The organism is Cupriavidus necator A5-1 (assembly GCF_000744095.1).
GTDB lineage: Bacteria > Pseudomonadota > Gammaproteobacteria > Burkholderiales > Burkholderiaceae > Cupriavidus > Cupriavidus necator_A.
This window is the reverse complement of sequence record NZ_JQLI01000001.1, coordinates 4,074,095-4,089,116: the sequence shown is the minus strand read 5'-3', so window position 1 is coordinate 4,089,116 and position 15,022 is coordinate 4,074,095. Positions and strand designations below refer to the sequence as shown.

12 protein-coding genes are annotated in these 15,022 nt (G+C 66.8%); 10 read left to right on the top strand and 2 right to left on the bottom strand.

Annotated features, from left to right (window positions below):
- Positions 1-252: 252 nt before the first annotated feature.
- Positions 253-1,311 carry a 3-keto-5-aminohexanoate cleavage protein gene (locus tag K307_RS18195; RefSeq protein WP_042880164.1) on the bottom strand — a complete coding sequence of 353 codons (1,059 nt, stop codon included), beginning with the start codon at positions 1,309-1,311 and terminating at the stop codon, positions 253-255.
- Positions 1,312-1,572: 261 nt separating this feature from the next.
- Here K307_RS18195 and K307_RS18190 point away from each other — a divergent pair, with 261 nt between their 5' ends.
- The 6 genes from K307_RS18190 to K307_RS18165 all read left to right on the top strand — a co-directional run bounded on the left by K307_RS18190 (position 1,573) and on the right by K307_RS18165 (position 7,945).
- Positions 1,573-2,565 (top strand): Bug family tripartite tricarboxylate transporter substrate binding protein, encoded by a 993-nt coding sequence (locus tag K307_RS18190; RefSeq protein ID WP_042880163.1) that lies wholly within the window; start codon positions 1,573-1,575, stop codon positions 2,563-2,565.
- A 16-nt stretch (positions 2,566-2,581) separates the two neighbouring features.
- Positions 2,582-3,517, top strand: a complete 936-nt coding sequence (locus K307_RS18185; protein WP_042880162.1) for a 3-keto-5-aminohexanoate cleavage protein — start codon at positions 2,582-2,584, stop codon at positions 3,515-3,517.
- A gap of 80 nt (positions 3,518-3,597) precedes the next feature.
- On the top strand, positions 3,598-4,662 hold the full coding sequence (locus K307_RS18180) for an AraC family transcriptional regulator (RefSeq protein ID WP_051974955.1): 1,065 nt from the start codon (positions 3,598-3,600) through the stop codon (positions 4,660-4,662).
- A gap of 19 nt (positions 4,663-4,681) precedes the next feature.
- Positions 4,682-5,428: an SDR family NAD(P)-dependent oxidoreductase gene (locus K307_RS18175; protein WP_042880161.1), complete on the top strand. Its 747-nt coding sequence runs from the start codon at positions 4,682-4,684 to the stop codon at positions 5,426-5,428.
- A 180-nt stretch (positions 5,429-5,608) separates the two neighbouring features.
- Positions 5,609-6,286, top strand: coding sequence for an alpha/beta hydrolase (locus tag K307_RS18170; RefSeq protein WP_042880160.1), 678 nt, complete (start codon positions 5,609-5,611; stop codon positions 6,284-6,286).
- Between the two features lie 36 nt (positions 6,287-6,322).
- The gene (locus K307_RS18165; RefSeq protein WP_042880158.1) at positions 6,323-7,945 is read left to right on the top strand and encodes an AAA family ATPase; all 1,623 of its coding nucleotides are present in this window, start codon (positions 6,323-6,325) and stop codon (positions 7,943-7,945) included.
- Positions 7,946-7,998: 53 nt separating this feature from the next.
- On the opposite strand, the gene K307_RS18160 is transcribed toward K307_RS18165, so the two are convergent.
- A complete protein-coding gene (locus tag K307_RS18160) occupies positions 7,999-8,382 on the bottom strand; it encodes a hypothetical protein (RefSeq protein ID WP_042880156.1) in 384 nt (127 codons plus the stop codon).
- Between the two features lie 361 nt (positions 8,383-8,743).
- On the opposite strand from K307_RS18160, the gene czcI reads away from it, so the two are divergent.
- The 4 genes from czcI to K307_RS18140 all read left to right on the top strand — a co-directional run bounded on the left by czcI (position 8,744) and on the right by K307_RS18140 (position 14,960).
- On the top strand, positions 8,744-9,118 hold the full coding sequence (czcI, locus tag K307_RS18155) for a cation efflux protein, CzcI family (RefSeq protein ID WP_042880154.1): 375 nt from the start codon (positions 8,744-8,746) through the stop codon (positions 9,116-9,118).
- A 91-nt stretch (positions 9,119-9,209) separates the two neighbouring features.
- Positions 9,210-10,487: a TolC family protein gene (locus K307_RS18150; protein WP_042880151.1), complete on the top strand. Its 1,278-nt coding sequence runs from the start codon at positions 9,210-9,212 to the stop codon at positions 10,485-10,487.
- Between the two features lie 17 nt (positions 10,488-10,504).
- Positions 10,505-11,770, top strand: coding sequence for an efflux RND transporter periplasmic adaptor subunit (locus K307_RS18145; RefSeq protein WP_042880149.1), 1,266 nt, complete (start codon positions 10,505-10,507; stop codon positions 11,768-11,770).
- A 13-nt stretch (positions 11,771-11,783) separates the two neighbouring features.
- Complete coding sequence (locus K307_RS18140) at positions 11,784-14,960, top strand: CusA/CzcA family heavy metal efflux RND transporter (RefSeq protein WP_042880148.1); 3,177 nt, start codon at positions 11,784-11,786, stop codon at positions 14,958-14,960.
- Positions 14,961-15,022: the final 62 nt, after the last annotated feature.

Genomic DNA, 15,022 nt, shown 5'->3' with positions numbered 1-15,022 from the left:
GCGTTGCTGACGATGAAGGTATTTTCAGCACCACGCTGTGTCAAGACTCCTATATAGAAGTTGGAGTAAACACCTATCGCAAGGTGCGGCCGGAGGCGCCCACACTCAGCCCGCCGCCGCCGCCCGCCGCCCGCCGCCCGCCGCCCGCCGCCCGCCGCCCGCCGCCCGCCGCCCGCCGCCCACTGCACACATGCGCCACCGTCCGGCCTCTCCCCCGGCAAGCCGACGACGTCAGTTGCCGCTGATCCGCGCTCAGAACGTCTTGTGCAGGAAGCCTTGGTTGCCCCCGTTGCGATTGGGGGCGAAACCGTTCGCCTGCAGGGATTCCTCCACCGTGTCATAGAACACGCCGATCTTCGAGATCTCGCGCGCCTGTTTCGCGGTGGCGATCTCGCGGCCGAACTCGTGCGAGATCCGCACCAGTTGTTCGATCTGTTTCACCGTGCTCATCTTCTCGGTGCGCGACTGGTTCCACAGGCAGTCCTCGATGCCGCAGCGCACGTGCAGGCCCGCGGCAATGCCCATCATGTTGACCGGCAGCACGTTGCGTACGTTGCTTTCCACCGTGACCACGGCGCCGTCAGGCACGGCGCGAATGAAGTTGGCGAGGCTGTAGACACTGGGGGTATCCATGCCGCCGGCGATGGCCACCCAGTTCATCACCAGCGGGCCCTTGTAGAAGCCGCGGCGCATCAGCCGCTCCACCGACTCGAAGCTGTTGAGGTTGTAGCACTGGAATGCACTCTGGATGCCCTTGGCAGTCAGGCGGCGGACGTGCTCCTCCACCCAGCCCGGCTGTGCAGGCACCGTCATTTCCTTGTAGGCGTCGAAGATCGCTGGGTTGGCGCGCGACGTGCCCCTGAAATCCGCATCTTCGGCCTGATCGGTGACGTTCATCTGCGAGGTGTTGACGGTCACCGTGACCTGGTCCGGCGTGGGTTCGAGATCGGCCAGCATGTGGCGGGTATCGTCAGACAGCCACTTGGCGGCCTGGCCTTCGTTCTCAGGGGCGAAGGAGATCGAACCGCCGACCTGGATGATCATCTCAGGCACCGCCTTGCGCACGCCGGCAACCAGTTCATTGAACTTGGACAGGCGCTTGCTGCCCCGGCCATCGAGTTCGCGCACATGCAGGTGCAGCACCGTGGCACCGGCGTTGTAGCAGTCCACCGCCTTCTGGATCTGGTCTTCCATCGTGACCGGGATGTCATCGGGAAAGTCGCCAGGCAACCAGCCAGGCGCATAGGGCGCGGCCGTGATGATCAGGGGCGGCTGGTTTTCGGGGAAGAGGTGGCCGTCGAGAAAGTTCATGTTGGGTCTCCGGGAGAGAGGTTGAGGTCGGTTCAGCAGGAGTCATCCGGCTTCGATCCGGTCCCCCGAGTATCCCGGGCACCCTCAACCCCCGCTTGCTTATCGGGGACATTAATTTGCTTATTTGGGACAGCTGCCGGGCGGCGCGTTCGGTGGCGCGATCTGCAAAGACTCTGTCGTGCAATGCAAAGCGCCTGGCGGAGCGACCCCACAGAATCGGTACTCAGTCGCCACGCAGTTGGCACCACGAAAGGAATTTCGATGAAACGCGCCCCCTCGATTGCGCGCCAGACCCTGGCGCTCACGATTGCCTTTGCTCCACTGCTGTCGGCCACGCCAGCGGCGAATGCCGCCGAGTGGCCGACCAAGCCCGTGCGGATCATCGTTGGCGCCCCGCCGGGTGGAACGGCCGATATCCTGGCGCGCCTCTTTGCGCATGAGCTGCAACGCCCGCTCGGACAGCCTGTGATCGTGGAGAACAAGGCCGGCGCAGCGGGAACGATTGGCGTTCATGGCCTGCTGTCCGCGCCGCGGGACGGCTACACATTCCTGCTGATTCAAAAGGGCATTGCCGCGGAAGTGCCCCACACCATGCAGGTGTCCTACGACCCGTTCAAGGAAATCGTTCCGATTGCACAGCTTAGCCGGCAGGGCCTGGTACTGGTCGGCAATCCCGGCCTGCCCGCGAAGAACCTCGGCGAACTGATCACCTATGTCAAGGCGAACCCTGGCAAGGTCGACTATGCGAATTTCGGTCCTGGCATGCGTAGCCAGACCATCGCCGTGCAGTTCAATCGCCTTGCCGGACTGACGGCGGGGAACGTGAGCTACAAGGGGTCGCCGCCTGCGTTGCAAGACGTCATGGGCGGGCACGTTCCGCTGATGTTCGACGGCCCGGCAACTTCGCTTCCGTTCATCAAGTCGGGGAAGCTCCGGGCCTTTGCCATTGCCTACCCCAAGCGGGTCCCCGCGCTCCCTGATGTGCCGACCTTCGCCGAACTGGGATTCCCCGACCTGAAGGAAGTCAGCTGGATGGGGCTCTGGTCAGCGCAAGGCGTGCCGCCAGCCGTGGTGGCGAAGATGCGCGACGCCGCGCTCAAGGCGACGCAATCGCCCGAGGTGCGGAAGAAGGTCGAAGAGCTGGGTATGGAGGTCGGTTCGCCGGCTACCAGCGAAGAGCTTGCCGCGGACGTGCGTGAATCCCACGAACGCCAGGGCAAGCTACTGCGCTCGATCAACTTCAAGCCTGAATGAAACGGAGACATCAGTCATGGCAGCACCCCAAAGCAAGGTCATCGTGACCTGCGCCGTGACCGGCGGCATTCACACGCCGACCATGTCGCCTTACCTCCCGATTACCGCGGATGAGATCGCCCGGGAGGCGATCGCGGCCGCCGAAGCAGGCGCCTCGATCGTCCATCTGCATGCGCGCAAGCCTGAGAACGGCCAGCCGTCGCAGGACCCGGCACTGTTCCGGGCCTTTCTTCCGACCATTGCCGAGCGCTCCGATGTGGTGATCAATCTCACCACCGGCGGCGCGCCAAACATGCTGGTGGAAGAGCGGCTGCAGCCCGCGTTGCAGCTCAAGCCAGAAGTGGCTTCGCTGAATATGGGTTCGATGAACTTCGGCCTGTATCCGATGCTTGGCCGGCACAAGGAATTCAAGTACGACTGGGAGCGCCCTTACCTGGAAGGTTCGGAAGACCGGGTGTTCCGCAATACCTTCAAGGAAATCCGCTACATCCTTGAATCCTGCGCAGACAATGGCACCCGGTTCGAAATCGAGTGCTATGACACCAGCCATCTCTACACGGCGGCGCATTTCGTCGACCGCGGCATCCTCAAGCCACCATTCTTCATTCAGTCGGTCTTTGGCCTGCTGGGCGGAATCGGCTCCCACCCCGACGACGTCATGCATATGCGCAGGACGGCGGAACGGCTCTTCGGCAAGGACTACTACTGGTCCGTGCTCGGCGCCGGCCGCAGCCAGTTTCCGCTTGCCACCATGGCCGCGTCGATGGGCGGAAATGTCCGGGTGGGGCTCGAGGATTCCCTCTGGGATGGGCCGGGCCGGCTCGCAACGAGCAACGCCGGGCAAGTGCAGCGCATTGTCTCGATCCTGAGATCGCTGAACCTGGAAGTGGCAACGCCCGACGAAACGCGCGACATGCTGCAACTGAAAGGAAAGCATGCGGTCGCGTTCTGACCTGCTGGTGTGCGTGACCGCGCACCGTTCCTCGCATTCGCGGCCAGTCGTCATGGGGCTCCGAGGCAGGCGCGGAAGCTATGCAGCACGTCGGTAAGCTTATCCGTAGCGCCAGCCTGAACGGCTACATCGAACTGGTGGAGTCGCTTGGGCGCGATCCCTACGCCTTCCTGCGAGGCGTGGGGCTTTCGGCGCGGCTGCTCGAAAACCCTGAAACACTCATTCCAAGCCATGCGGTGCGTGAACTGCTTGAAGTCACCGCGCGCGCCACCGGCGTGGAAGATCTTGCCCTGCGGCTGGCTGCGCGGCGCAGCTTCTCTGACCTGGGTCCCATCAGCCTGGTGCTGAAGGAAGAGCCTACCCCACGGCAGGCGCTGGATACCTTGTGCCGCTACCTGAAACTGCTTAGCGCCACGCTGATTACTCGCATCGAGGACACCGGGCCGGCCGTGATCATCCGCGAAGAGCTTCTACCCAGTCCCGGCGTGGCCATGCGGCAGGCAATGGAACTGGCGGTCGGTGTGAAGTTCCGCATCCTGCGCGAACTGATCGGTCCCCAGTGGCGGCCGCAGCAGGTTTGCTTTTCGCACCGCCCGCCGGGCGACGCGTCGGCGCATCGCGCCTTCTTCGGCCGCAGCCCGACGTTCAACCAGCCATTCAACGGCCTGGTCTGCGCGGCGGCGGACCTGCAGATTGCGCGTACGCCCGACAATCCGGGCGCGGCGCGCTTTGCGAGGGACTACCTGGAGGCTGCGCTGCGGCACCGTGACGAAGGCGTGCGCGAATCGTGCCGGGAACTGATCCTGGCCTTGCTCCCAGGCGGGCGCTGCACGACCCAGCAGGTGGCGCATCTCCTGCGCGTCGATCGCCGCACGCTGCACCGCTACCTCAGCGCCGAAGGGCTGACATTCTCAGCCCTGCTCAACCAGGTGCGCTCGGAACTGGCGATGCGTCACCTGCAAGAGAGCGACCTGCCGGTGGGCGAGGTCGCCGGGCTGCTGGGTTTTTCGGCGCAGAGCAGTTTCTGCCATTGGTTCCACGCCGCGTTTGGTTGCAGTGTCACGGACTGGCGCAAGCGGGGAGCCAGGGACTCACCCTTGACGGACCCCAGGTTGAATCAATCCGATCCCCTAGTTCTGTCTTGAGATAAATGAGGAATACATGATGACTCGCACCGTCGTTCTTGTTACCGGAGCTACCTCCGGGATTGGCCGCGCAACCGCGCTCGCATTCGGTCGCGAGGGCGCCCAGATGGTCTGCTCCGGCCGTAATGTTACTGCCGGCGCCGCGCTCGTTGCGGAACTCCGCGAAATGGGCGCCGAGGCCGAGTTTGTGGCAGCCGACGTAAGTAACGAGGAGCAAGTCCGCGAACTCGTCGAGCGTACCGTTTCGCGCTTTGGACGGCTCGATGTTGCAGTGAACAGTGCCGGCACGGAAGGAACGGGCGGGTCGATTGTCGACCAGACTGTTGAATCCTATTCGGCGACCTTCGACGCCAACGTCCTGGGGACGTTCCTCAGCATGAAGCACGAGTTGCGCGTGATGCTGGCGCAGGAGCAGGGTGTTGTCGTGAACCTTTCCTCCACCATGGGAAGCCGCGGCAATGCGCAGAATCCGATGTATGTCGCGAGCAAGCACGCGATCGAGGGCCTGACCAAGGCGGCGGCCCTTGAGGCAAGCAAGTCCAACGTACGAGTGAATGCTGTCGCACCCGGCCCCATCGACACGGGCATGCTGGAGCGCATTGCGGGAGGCGCCGAGCGGATCGCGGCTGTTGCCGCGACCATCCCCGCCGGTCGCATCGGCACCGCGGAAGAGGTCGCCGACGCCATTGTCTTCCTGGCGTCTGATCGGTCCAGGTATATCTCGGGTCAGATTCTCGGCGTCAACGGTGGCAAGACCGCCATGTAAGTCCCCGCCTGCGCGGCTATCCAATGGCCAGGGCCTGGCCCTACGGAACTGGCCGGCCGATTGCAAAAGCTTCCTACGTGTTACGCAATCGGCGCCTGAGAGGGTCTATCACGACATGATGTGGCTGTGGCGTGGTTTTGTATGTAATATACAAAATATCAAAATGCACTGACACCAGCCATGCTCGATCCCTCGCTGTTTGGTCGCCTGTCCTTTACCCCTGCCGAACCGCGCCAAGCGCCGCTGCCACCCGGGCGCCACCCCCTGGGCGTGGCCGGCGCGCGCGATGCCGTGCTGTTCGTCCCGGATGGCCTCGACCCCGCCGCGCCAGTGCCGCTGCTGGTGATGTTCCATGGCGCCGGCGGCTTCCCGGAAAAGGTCCTGCCCCACCTGGAGCCACATGCGCAGCGCCACGGCTTCCTGGTGCTGGCGCCGCATTCGCTGTTCCCGACCTGGGACATCGTGATCGGCGGCTGCGGCCCCGACCTGGAGCGGCTGCACCAGGCGCTGACGGAGGTGACCTCGCGCTACCGGATCGACCCGCGGCGGCTGGGCTTTGCCGGCTTCTCCGACGGCGCGAGCTACGCGCTCTCGCTTGGCATCACCAACGGCGATATCGCCAGCCATGTGATGGCGTTCTCCGGCGGCTTCATGTCGGTGTTCATGCAGGAGGGCACGCCCCGGGTGTTCGTGGCGCACGGGCTGGCCGACGAGCAACTGCCAATCGCCACCAGCGGCCGCGCCAACGCGGCCAAGCTGAAGGCCGCCGGCTACGACGTGCGCTACGTCGAGTTCGATGGCCTGCACGTCATCCATCCGCCGGTCGTCGAGGAGGCGATCGAGTTCTTCCTGCAGTGAAAGGGCGCGGCAAGCCAATCAACTGGAGTGTGGTCCATGGACTTTGAAATTCCGCAGGCGCTGGTCGATCCCCTGCTGGCGCTGATCGAAACCGGATCGCCGCTGGCGAAGCAGCTGCAGGAGCATGGCGTGTGCCACGGCGATATGCTGGTGTCGAGCAAGCTGCTCGATGCGCAGGCGCTGAACTCGCTGTACACGCTGAGCAAGTCGCGGAACCAGCGTGCGCTGATGTTCCAGATGCTGGCGCTGGACAACATCCACAACGCTCCTCAGGCGCGCACGATCCCGGGGCTCGACCAGCTGATCCCGGGCCTGGTGGCCTACCTGGCGCGCGATGCCATCGATGGCTGGCTCTACCAGCGCAACCGCGACGGCGTGCTGCTGCCCTGGCTGGTGCGCCGGATGCGCCATGTCGCGCCCGACCAGGGCATGCCTTACGTGGTGGTCGACATGCTGGCCAATACCATGCAGTCCGCCAACTCGGAGCTGACCGATTACGCCAGGCGCCGAGCCGGCATGACCACCTCGATGGTGATCACGCGCGACGATATCGCCAACCGCACCATCCCGGAGTTGCTGGCGGAGTTCGGTTTCTACAAGGAATGCGCGGAGTTCCGGCAGGAATACGAGCAGCACGCGCGGCGCTTCGTGCGCTACCAGCGCCGTTTCGGCGCGCAGTTCGTTGCCGTGCGCGCGGCCCTGACCATCGATGCCAAGGGCACTGTCGAGCTGACGCGCATCGCCGAGGGCGCGGCGGCTCGCTGCGTGAACGACGAAGAACGGCTGGAGCGCCGCTTTGAAATGAGCTGCGACCCGGCGTTCTGGCGCGATGCCGGCGTGGCCGAGGGCTTCGAGCAGGTGCCGCTGCACTGCTATGTGCACCTGTTCCACCTGGAATGGCACCGCAATATCTGGGTCCATGTGCAGCACCTGTCCGAATACCGCTACCGGCCCGAACTGCGCGACAAGCTGGTGCTGCCCGCCCATCACCGCGACCTGATCGATATCCTGACCTCGCACATGGACGTGCTGGTGCCGGATTTCGTGCCGGGCAAGTCCGGCGGCACCACCATCCTGTGCCAGGGCGCGCCGGGGCTGGGCAAGACGCTGACCGCGGAGGTCTATGCGGAAGTCGTCGGCAAGCCGCTGTATCGGGTGCATTCCGGGCAGCTCGGCACCACCGCTGCGTCGGTCGGCGCCACGCTGACCGGGATCCTGCGCCGTGCGATGCGCTGGAACGCGATCCTGCTGCTCGATGAAGCGGACGTCTATATCCGCTGCCGCGACAACGACCTGGAACATAACGCCATCGTCGCGGAATTCCTGCGCACGCTGGAATATTTCGATGGCCTGCTGTTCATGACCACCAACCGCATCGGCGATGTCGACGATGCCATCCTGTCGCGCTGCATCGCCACCATCCACTATGAGACGCCCGGCAAGGACGATGCACGGCGCCTGTGGCGGCTGCAGGCCGCGCAGTTCGGAGCGGAACTGGGGGAGGGGCTGATCGAGGCGCTGACGCGGGCCTACCCGAAGGCAAGCGGGCGCGATATCAAGGAGTTGCTGAAGCTCGCCACGCGCTATTGCAAGGCGAAGGAGATTGCGCCGTCGGAGGAGGTGTTCAGGCTGTGCGCGCAGTTTCGCGGCATCGGGTGATGCGCGCTGACGGGGCGCCTGGCAGGCGGGGCTGCCAGGCTGCCACCGGGGAATCAGGCATGCGCGCCGTCCGCGTACGGGTCGAAGCTGCGCGCCGGCGCGGTGGAGACGCTGCTGCGGCCCAGGCCCGCTACCGTGCGGGCGCCTTCCGAATACGGGTCGAGGCTGCCGGTACGGCTGCCTTCGGTGAAGGTGTCGAAGCTGCGTGCGGGCGATGTCGACACGCTGCCGCGGTCCAGTCCGGCCACCGTGCGGGCGCCGTCCACATACGGGTCGGCCTTGCTGGCGCGGGCACCGTCAGTGAAGACGTCTTGCGCGCGGAAGTTGTAGCCGTACTTGTCGCCGGGCAGTTGTTCGGCGGCGGTGGCGGCTTGCGCGGCGCCGAGGGCGGCCAGCGACAGGAGCAGGGCTGAAACGAGGCGGGTGGTCTTGGTCATGAGATTTCTCCAGGTCTTGTTCGTTGAATTTTTCAGAACGTTTGCGTGGTGTGCGTCGCGTTCATGTAATGAACTATAGGAGGGGTAGCGGCCTGGAAAGCGGGCTTGTGCTGGATAAGTTATTCAAAAAAAATGAATAACGACTGCGTGTCCGCGCTCGTGTATGTGAGCGCGTTAGATGCGACCACCGGCCCTCGTGGACGCTCCCCTCGCCCGCTTGCGGGAGAGGGGAGCAGACCGCCAGGTATCGAAGCGATGACGCAAATGTAATGACCCCGTCGCAATAATGGCCGGCACCACTCGGTTAAACTTGCGGCTCGCTGTCTCCGCCACGTCGGATGCCAGCGCAAGCTTCCCGACCATGCAACGCCTCCTTCTCATCCTCCTTGCGCTCATCCTGCCGCTCCAGTTCGCCTGGGCGGGAGCGGCGGCGTACTGCCGGCATGAGGCGGCGGCATCGGCCAAGGCCCATCTGGGCCACCACGAGCATCAGCACAATGCCGACAGTGGTGCGCACAGCAAAGCCGCCGACAAGGCCGCTGACGCCGACAAGCTCGGCCTGGCCGATCCCGATTGCAGCGTCTGCCATATCGCCTCGCTGCCGTTCGCGCGCGCCGATGCGCCTGAGGTGCCGGCCATGCGCCGCGTCGAACTGGCGCCCCCGGCACCACAGTCAGGCTTCTCTTCCCACAGCGCGCGGGCGCCCGACCGTCCGCAGTGGCTGCGTCTCGCCTAGCCGGCGAGACGACGCGCTTCCCCCGCTCTCCCTGATGCCCTGACGTCAGGCGTCTCGCCGAATTCCCCGGTTTCTTTCCTGGTGCAATTCGATGCGAAGACTTTTGCTGCCGCTTGGGCTGGCGGCCGCCCTATTCAGCCCGTTCTCCGGCGTCGCCCAGACGCCGCCTCCGGCCATGGCGCCCGAGGATGGCAAGCCATTGGCATCCCCCGCCGTGCAGGAGCCGTCCGGCATGCTGACGCTTGACGCCGCGCTGGCGCTGGCCGAAGCCGGCAGCTTCGCGCTGTCGGCCGCCGGCAAGGAACTCGACGCCACCGAGGGCGACGTCACGCAGGCGCGCGTGCTGCCCAATCCGGAGCTGGCAGTGTCGATGGAAGACACGCGCCGCGCCACGCGCAACACCACCGGCCAGTTCAACCTGCCGATCGAGCTGGGCGGCAAGCGCGCCGCGCGCATCGGCGTGGCCGAGCGCGGGCGCGAACTGGCGCAGGCCGAGCTGGGCAGAGTGCGTGCCGAGCTGCGCGCGGCGGTGATCGCGCGATTCTTCGGCGTGCTGGTGGCGCAGGAGCGCGTGACGCTGGCCGAGGGCTCGGTCGGCATCGCCAGCAAGGCCGCCGCTGCCGCAGGACGGCGCGTCGCTGCGGGCAAGGTGGCGCCGCTGGAGGAAACGCGCGCCCGGGTCGAGCAGGCCAATGCCGAACTGGAGTTGGCCGAAGCCACCGGCGCCCTGCAATCGGCGCGGCAGTCGCTGGCCGCGCTGTGGGGCAATACCGCGCCCCGCTTTGCGCAGGCGCGCGGCGATCTCGATGCGCTGCCGTCGCGGCCCGCGCCCGCCGCCCTGCAGGCCGCGCTGGAAGACGCGCCGCTGCTGGCGGCGAGCCGCCTGTCGGCCGAGCGCAGCCGCGCCGAAGTGGCGGTGGCGCGCAGTCGCCAGTACCCGGACGTCACCGTGAGCCTCGGCGCCAAGCGCGACAACGAGGCCAACCGCAATATGGCCGTGCTGGGCGTGGCCATCCCGCTGCCGATCTTTGACCGCAACCAGGGCAACCTGTACGCGGCGCTGCGCCGCGCCGACAAGGCGCAGGACGTGCACGCCGCCAATCGCATCCGGCTGGCGAACGAACTGCAGCAGGCCTCGACCGAGCTCTCGGTAGCGCGCGCCGCGGCGCAGACGCTGCAGTCCTCGGTGCTGCCCGCGGCCGAGCAGGCCTACGCCGCGGCCACGCGCGGCTTCGAGGCCGGCAAGTTCAATTTCCTCGACGTGCTGGACGCCCAGCGCACGCTGTTCCAGGCGCGCATCCGCTACCTGGACGTGCTGGCCCGCACCTATGACGCCGCGGCCAGCATCGACCGCATCCTCGGACACTGATACGGAAGGCCTCAAGCATGGCAATGAGCAAGCAACAACGGGCTGCGGTGGTGGCCATCCTGGTCGCCGGGCTGCTGGGCGGCGCGGCGATCCTCTTTACCGGCAAGGGCGGCGGCGGGGAGGAGGCCGGACATGGACACGCCGAACATGGCGATGAGCAGGCGCACGGCAAGGCCGACGAGAAAGCGGCCGGCCACGGCAGCGCCAGCGCGCCTGCCGCGCCGCCGCAAGCCGAGAGCAAGCCGCACCTGGTCGCGCTGACGCCCGCGCAGATCGAGCAGGCCGGTATCGGCCTCGCCACCGCCGGGCCCGCGCCCTTGCGCAGCAGCGTCGATTTCCCCGGCGAGATCCGCTTCAACGACGACCGCACCGCGCACGTGGTGCCGCGTGTGGCCGGCGTGGCGCAGGCGGTGCCCGCCAACCTGGGCGAGCAGGTCGCCAGGGGCCAGGTGCTGGCGGTGATCGCCAGCACCGCGCTCGCCGAGCAGCGCAGCGAACTGCTGGCGGCGCAGCGGCGCGAGGCGCTGGCGCGCGCCACCTACGCGCGCGAGAAGACCTTGTGGCAGGAGAAGATCTCCGCCGAACAGGACTACCAGCAGGCGCGCACGGCACTGGAAGAAGCACAGATCGCGGTGCAGAACGCGCGCCAGAAGCTGACTGCGATCGGCGCCACCGAGGCCCCCGCCGGCAAGGGCGGCAGCCTGAACCAGTTCGCGCTGCGCGCCCCGTTCGACGGCATCGTGGTGGAAAAGCACCTGTCGCTGGGCGAGGCGGTAAAGGAAGACGCCAGCGTTTTCACCATCTCCGACCTCAGCTCGGTATGGGCCGAGTTCGTGGTGTCCGCGCGCGACCTGGACCAGGTGCGCGTGGGCGGGTCGGTGACGGTGCGCTCGAGCGCCTCCGACACTCAGGCCGAAGGCAAGGTGTCCTACGTCGGCGCGCTTCTGGGCGAACAGACGCGAACCGCCAAGGCGCGCGTGACGCTGGCCAACCCGGGCATGGCGTGGCGCCCGGGGTTGTTCGTCACTGTCAGCGTGCTGGGCGCGCCGGCGCAGGTGCCGGTGACCGTGGCCGCGGACGCCGTGCAGCAAGTCGATGGCCAGAGCGTGGTGTTCGTCGCGGTGCCGGGCGGGTTTGCGGTGCAGCCGGTCAAGACGGGCCGCACCGGCGGCAAGCTGGTGGAGATTACCGAAGGCCTGCAGCCCGGCGCGCGTCATGCCGCGGCCAACAGCTTCATCCTCAAGTCCGAGCTGGGCAAGTCCAGCGCCGGGCACGCGCACTGAGCGGGAGGCAGCCATGTTCGAACGCCTGATCCGCTTTGCCATCGAGCAGCGCTGGCTGGTGCTGCTGGCCGTGCTGGGCATGGCCGCGCTCGGCCTGTACAGCTACACCCGGCTGCCGATCGACGCGGTGCCGGATATCACCAACGTCCAGGTGCAGATCAACACCGCCGCGCCGGGCTATTCGCCGCTGGAGACCGAGCAGCGCATCACGTATCCGGTCGAGACCGTGATGGCGGGTCTGCCGGGGCTGGAGCAGACGCGCTCGCTGTCGCGCTACGGGTTGTCGCAGGTGACGGTGATCTTCCGCGACGGCACCGATATCCATTTCGCGCGCCAGCTCGTCAACCAGCGCATCCAGGAAGCACGCGACAAGCTGCCCGCCGGCATCACGCCCGCGATGGGCCCGATCTCGACCGGGCTGGGCGAGATCTACCTGTGGACGGTCGAGGCTGACCCCGGCGCGCGCAAGCCCGACGACACGCCCTACACGTTGTCGGACTTGCGCGAGATCCAGGACTGGGTGATCCGCCCGCAATTGCGCAACGTGCCGGGCGTGACCGAAGTCAACGCGATCGGCGGGCACACTCGGGCCTACGTGGTCGCACCCAGCCTGGAGCGCATGGCGTCGTACGGGCTGTCGCTGGCCGACGTGGTGGCCGCGCTGGAGAAGAACAACGACAACGTCGGCGCCGGCTATATCGAGCGGCGCGGCGAGCAATACCTGGTGCGCGTGCCGGGCCAGGTGCGCTCGCTCGACGATATCCGCGAGGTGATCGTCGGCACCGCACAGGGCCAGCCGATCCGCGTGCGCGACGTGGCCACCGTGCAGACCGGCGGCGAGCTTCGCACCGGTGCCGCCACCGAGAACGGCCGCGAGGTGGCGCTCGGCACGGTGTTCATGCTGATCGGCGAGAACAGCCGCACGGTGTCGCAGGCGGTGGACCGCAAGATGGCGGAAATCAACCGCACCTTGCCCGCCGGCGTGAAGGCGATCACGGTCTACGACCGCACCACGCTGGTCGACAAGGCCATCGCCACGGTCAAGAAGAATCTGCTCGAAGGCGCGGTGCTGGTGATTGCCATCCTGTTCCTGTTCCTCGGCAACCTGCGCGCGGCGCTGATCACCGCGCTGGTGATCCCGCTGTCGATGCTGTTCACCTTCACGGGCATGGTGCACTACCGCGTCAGCGCCAACCTGATGAGCCTGGGCGCGCTGGATTTCGGCATCATCGTCGACGGCGCGGTGGTGATTGTCGAGAACTGCGTGCGCCGGCTGGCGCATGCGCAGGAACGCCACGGCCGCGCGCTGACACGCACGGAACGCCTGCACGAAGTCTTTGCCGCCGCGCGCGAGGCGCGCCGGCCGCTGCTGTATGGGCAGCTGATCATCATGGTGGTGTACCTGCCGATCTTCGCGCTGACCGGGGTCGAGGGCAAGATGTTCCACCCGATGGCGATCACCGTGGTGCTGGCGCTGCTGGGTGCGATGGTGCTGTCGGTGACCTTCGTGCCGGCGGCGGTGGCGCTGGCCATCGGCAACCGCGTGGCCGAGCGTGAGAACCGGCTGATGGCGTGGGCGCGCCAGCGCTATGCGGTGCTGCTGGAGCGCTCGCTGGCGGCCACGCCGGTGGTGCTGACCCTTGCCGGCGTCGCGGTGGCGCTGTGCCTGGCGATCGCCACGCGGCTGGGCAGCGAGTTCGTGCCCAGCCTCAACGAGGGCGACCTTGCCATCCAGGCGCTGCGCATCCCCGGCACCAGCCTGACGCAATCGGTGGCGATGCAGCAGCAAGTGGAGACCACGCTGAAGGCGAAGTTCCCGGAGATCGAACGCATCTTCGCACGCACCGGCACCGCGGAGATCGCCTCAGACCCGATGCCGCCGAATATCTCCGACGGCTACATCATGCTCAAGCCGATGTCGCAATGGCCCGAGCCACGGCGCACCCGCGACGAGCTGATCGCCGCGATCCGCGAGGAGGTCGGCAAGCTGCCGGGCAACAACTATGAGTTCTCGCAGCCGATCCAGCTGCGCTTCAACGAGCTGATCTCGGGCGTGCGCTCGGACGTGGCGGTCAAGGTGTTCGGCGACGACAACGCGGTGCTGGAACAGACCGCCAAACGCATCGCCGCTGTGCTGCAAGGCATCCCGGGCGCTGCCGAAGTCAAGGTCGAGCAGACTACCGGCCTGCCGATGCTGACCGTCAATATCGACCGCAACAAGGCGGCGCGCTATGGCCTGAACATGAGCGATATCCAGGACGCGGTGGCGATCGGGATCGGCGGCAAGACGTCGGGCACGTTCTTCAGCGGCGACCGGCGCTTCGATATCGTGGTACGCCTGCCTGATGCGGTGCGCGAGGACGTGGATGCGCTGCGGCGCCTGCCGATGGCGCTGCCAAAGGACAGTGCCGCGCGCACCAGCTATATCCCCCTCAGCGAGGTGGCCACGGTGGAACTCGCCCCCGGCCCCAACCAGGTCTCGCGCGAGAATGGCAAGCGCCGCATCGTCGTCAGCGCCAATGTGCGCGGGCGCGATATCGGCAGCTTCGTGCCCGAGGCCGAGGCCGCCATCCGCGAGCGCGTGCAGATCCCGGCGGGCTACTGGACCAGCTGGGGCGGCACCTTCGAGCAGCTGCAGTCCGCCACCGAGCGCCTGCGCGTGGTGGTGCCGCTGGCGCTGGGGTTGGTGTTCGTGCTGCTGTTCGCCATGTTCGGCAATGTGAAGGACGGCCTGCTGGTATTCACCGGCATCCCGTTCGCGCTGACCGGCGGCATCCTGGCGCTGTGGCTGCGCGGCATCCCGCTGTCGATCTCGGCGGCGGTGGGGTTTATCGCGCTGTGCGGCGTGGCGGTGCTCAACGGGCTGGTGATGCTGTCGTTTATCCGCTCGCTGCGCGAGGGCGGCCAGGGGCTCGATGATGCCATCCGCGAGGGCGCGCTGACGCGGCTGCGGCCGGTGCTGATGACGGCGCTGGTGGCTTCGCTTGGCTTTGTGCCGATGGCGCTGGCGACCGGCACGGGGGCCGAAGTGCAGCGGCCGCTGGCCACCGTGGTGATCGGCGGGATTTTGTCGTCGACGGCGCTGACGTTACTGGTGTTGCCGGTGTTGTATCGGCTGGCGCACAGGAACGACGAGGCGGCGGCGGAGGCGGCGCAAGGGGAGGGGGAGTTCGTGCGGGTGGAGACGTAGGCGGCGCGTGAAGCCGCATCCATGACACGTCGTACCCCGCGCACCCGGGTACCCAGCGACTT

What these genes read in the sequence shown, in the direction of transcription:
- K307_RS18195 (WP_042880164.1), bottom strand. Translation starts at nt 1,311, where the DNA reads ATGAACTTTCTCGACGGCCACCTCTTCCCCGAAAACCAGCCGCCCCTG.
- K307_RS18170 (WP_042880160.1), top strand. Translation starts at nt 5,609, where the DNA reads ATGCTCGATCCCTCGCTGTTTGGTCGCCTGTCCTTTACCCCTGCCGAA.
- K307_RS18165 (WP_042880158.1), top strand. Translation starts at nt 6,323, where the DNA reads ATGGACTTTGAAATTCCGCAGGCGCTGGTCGATCCCCTGCTGGCGCTG.
- K307_RS18160 (WP_042880156.1), bottom strand. Translation starts at nt 8,382, where the DNA reads ATGACCAAGACCACCCGCCTCGTTTCAGCCCTGCTCCTGTCGCTGGCC.
- K307_RS18180 (WP_051974955.1), top strand. Translation starts at nt 3,598, where the DNA reads ATGCAGCACGTCGGTAAGCTTATCCGTAGCGCCAGCCTGAACGGCTAC.
- K307_RS18190 (WP_042880163.1), top strand. Translation starts at nt 1,573, where the DNA reads ATGAAACGCGCCCCCTCGATTGCGCGCCAGACCCTGGCGCTCACGATT.
- K307_RS18175 (WP_042880161.1), top strand. Translation starts at nt 4,682, where the DNA reads ATGACTCGCACCGTCGTTCTTGTTACCGGAGCTACCTCCGGGATTGGC.
- K307_RS18185 (WP_042880162.1), top strand. Translation starts at nt 2,582, where the DNA reads ATGGCAGCACCCCAAAGCAAGGTCATCGTGACCTGCGCCGTGACCGGC.
- K307_RS18140 (WP_042880148.1), top strand. Translation starts at nt 11,784, where the DNA reads ATGTTCGAACGCCTGATCCGCTTTGCCATCGAGCAGCGCTGGCTGGTG.
- K307_RS18145 (WP_042880149.1), top strand. Translation starts at nt 10,505, where the DNA reads ATGGCAATGAGCAAGCAACAACGGGCTGCGGTGGTGGCCATCCTGGTC.
- K307_RS18150 (WP_042880151.1), top strand. Translation starts at nt 9,210, where the DNA reads ATGCGAAGACTTTTGCTGCCGCTTGGGCTGGCGGCCGCCCTATTCAGC.
- czcI (WP_042880154.1), top strand. Translation starts at nt 8,744, where the DNA reads ATGCAACGCCTCCTTCTCATCCTCCTTGCGCTCATCCTGCCGCTCCAG.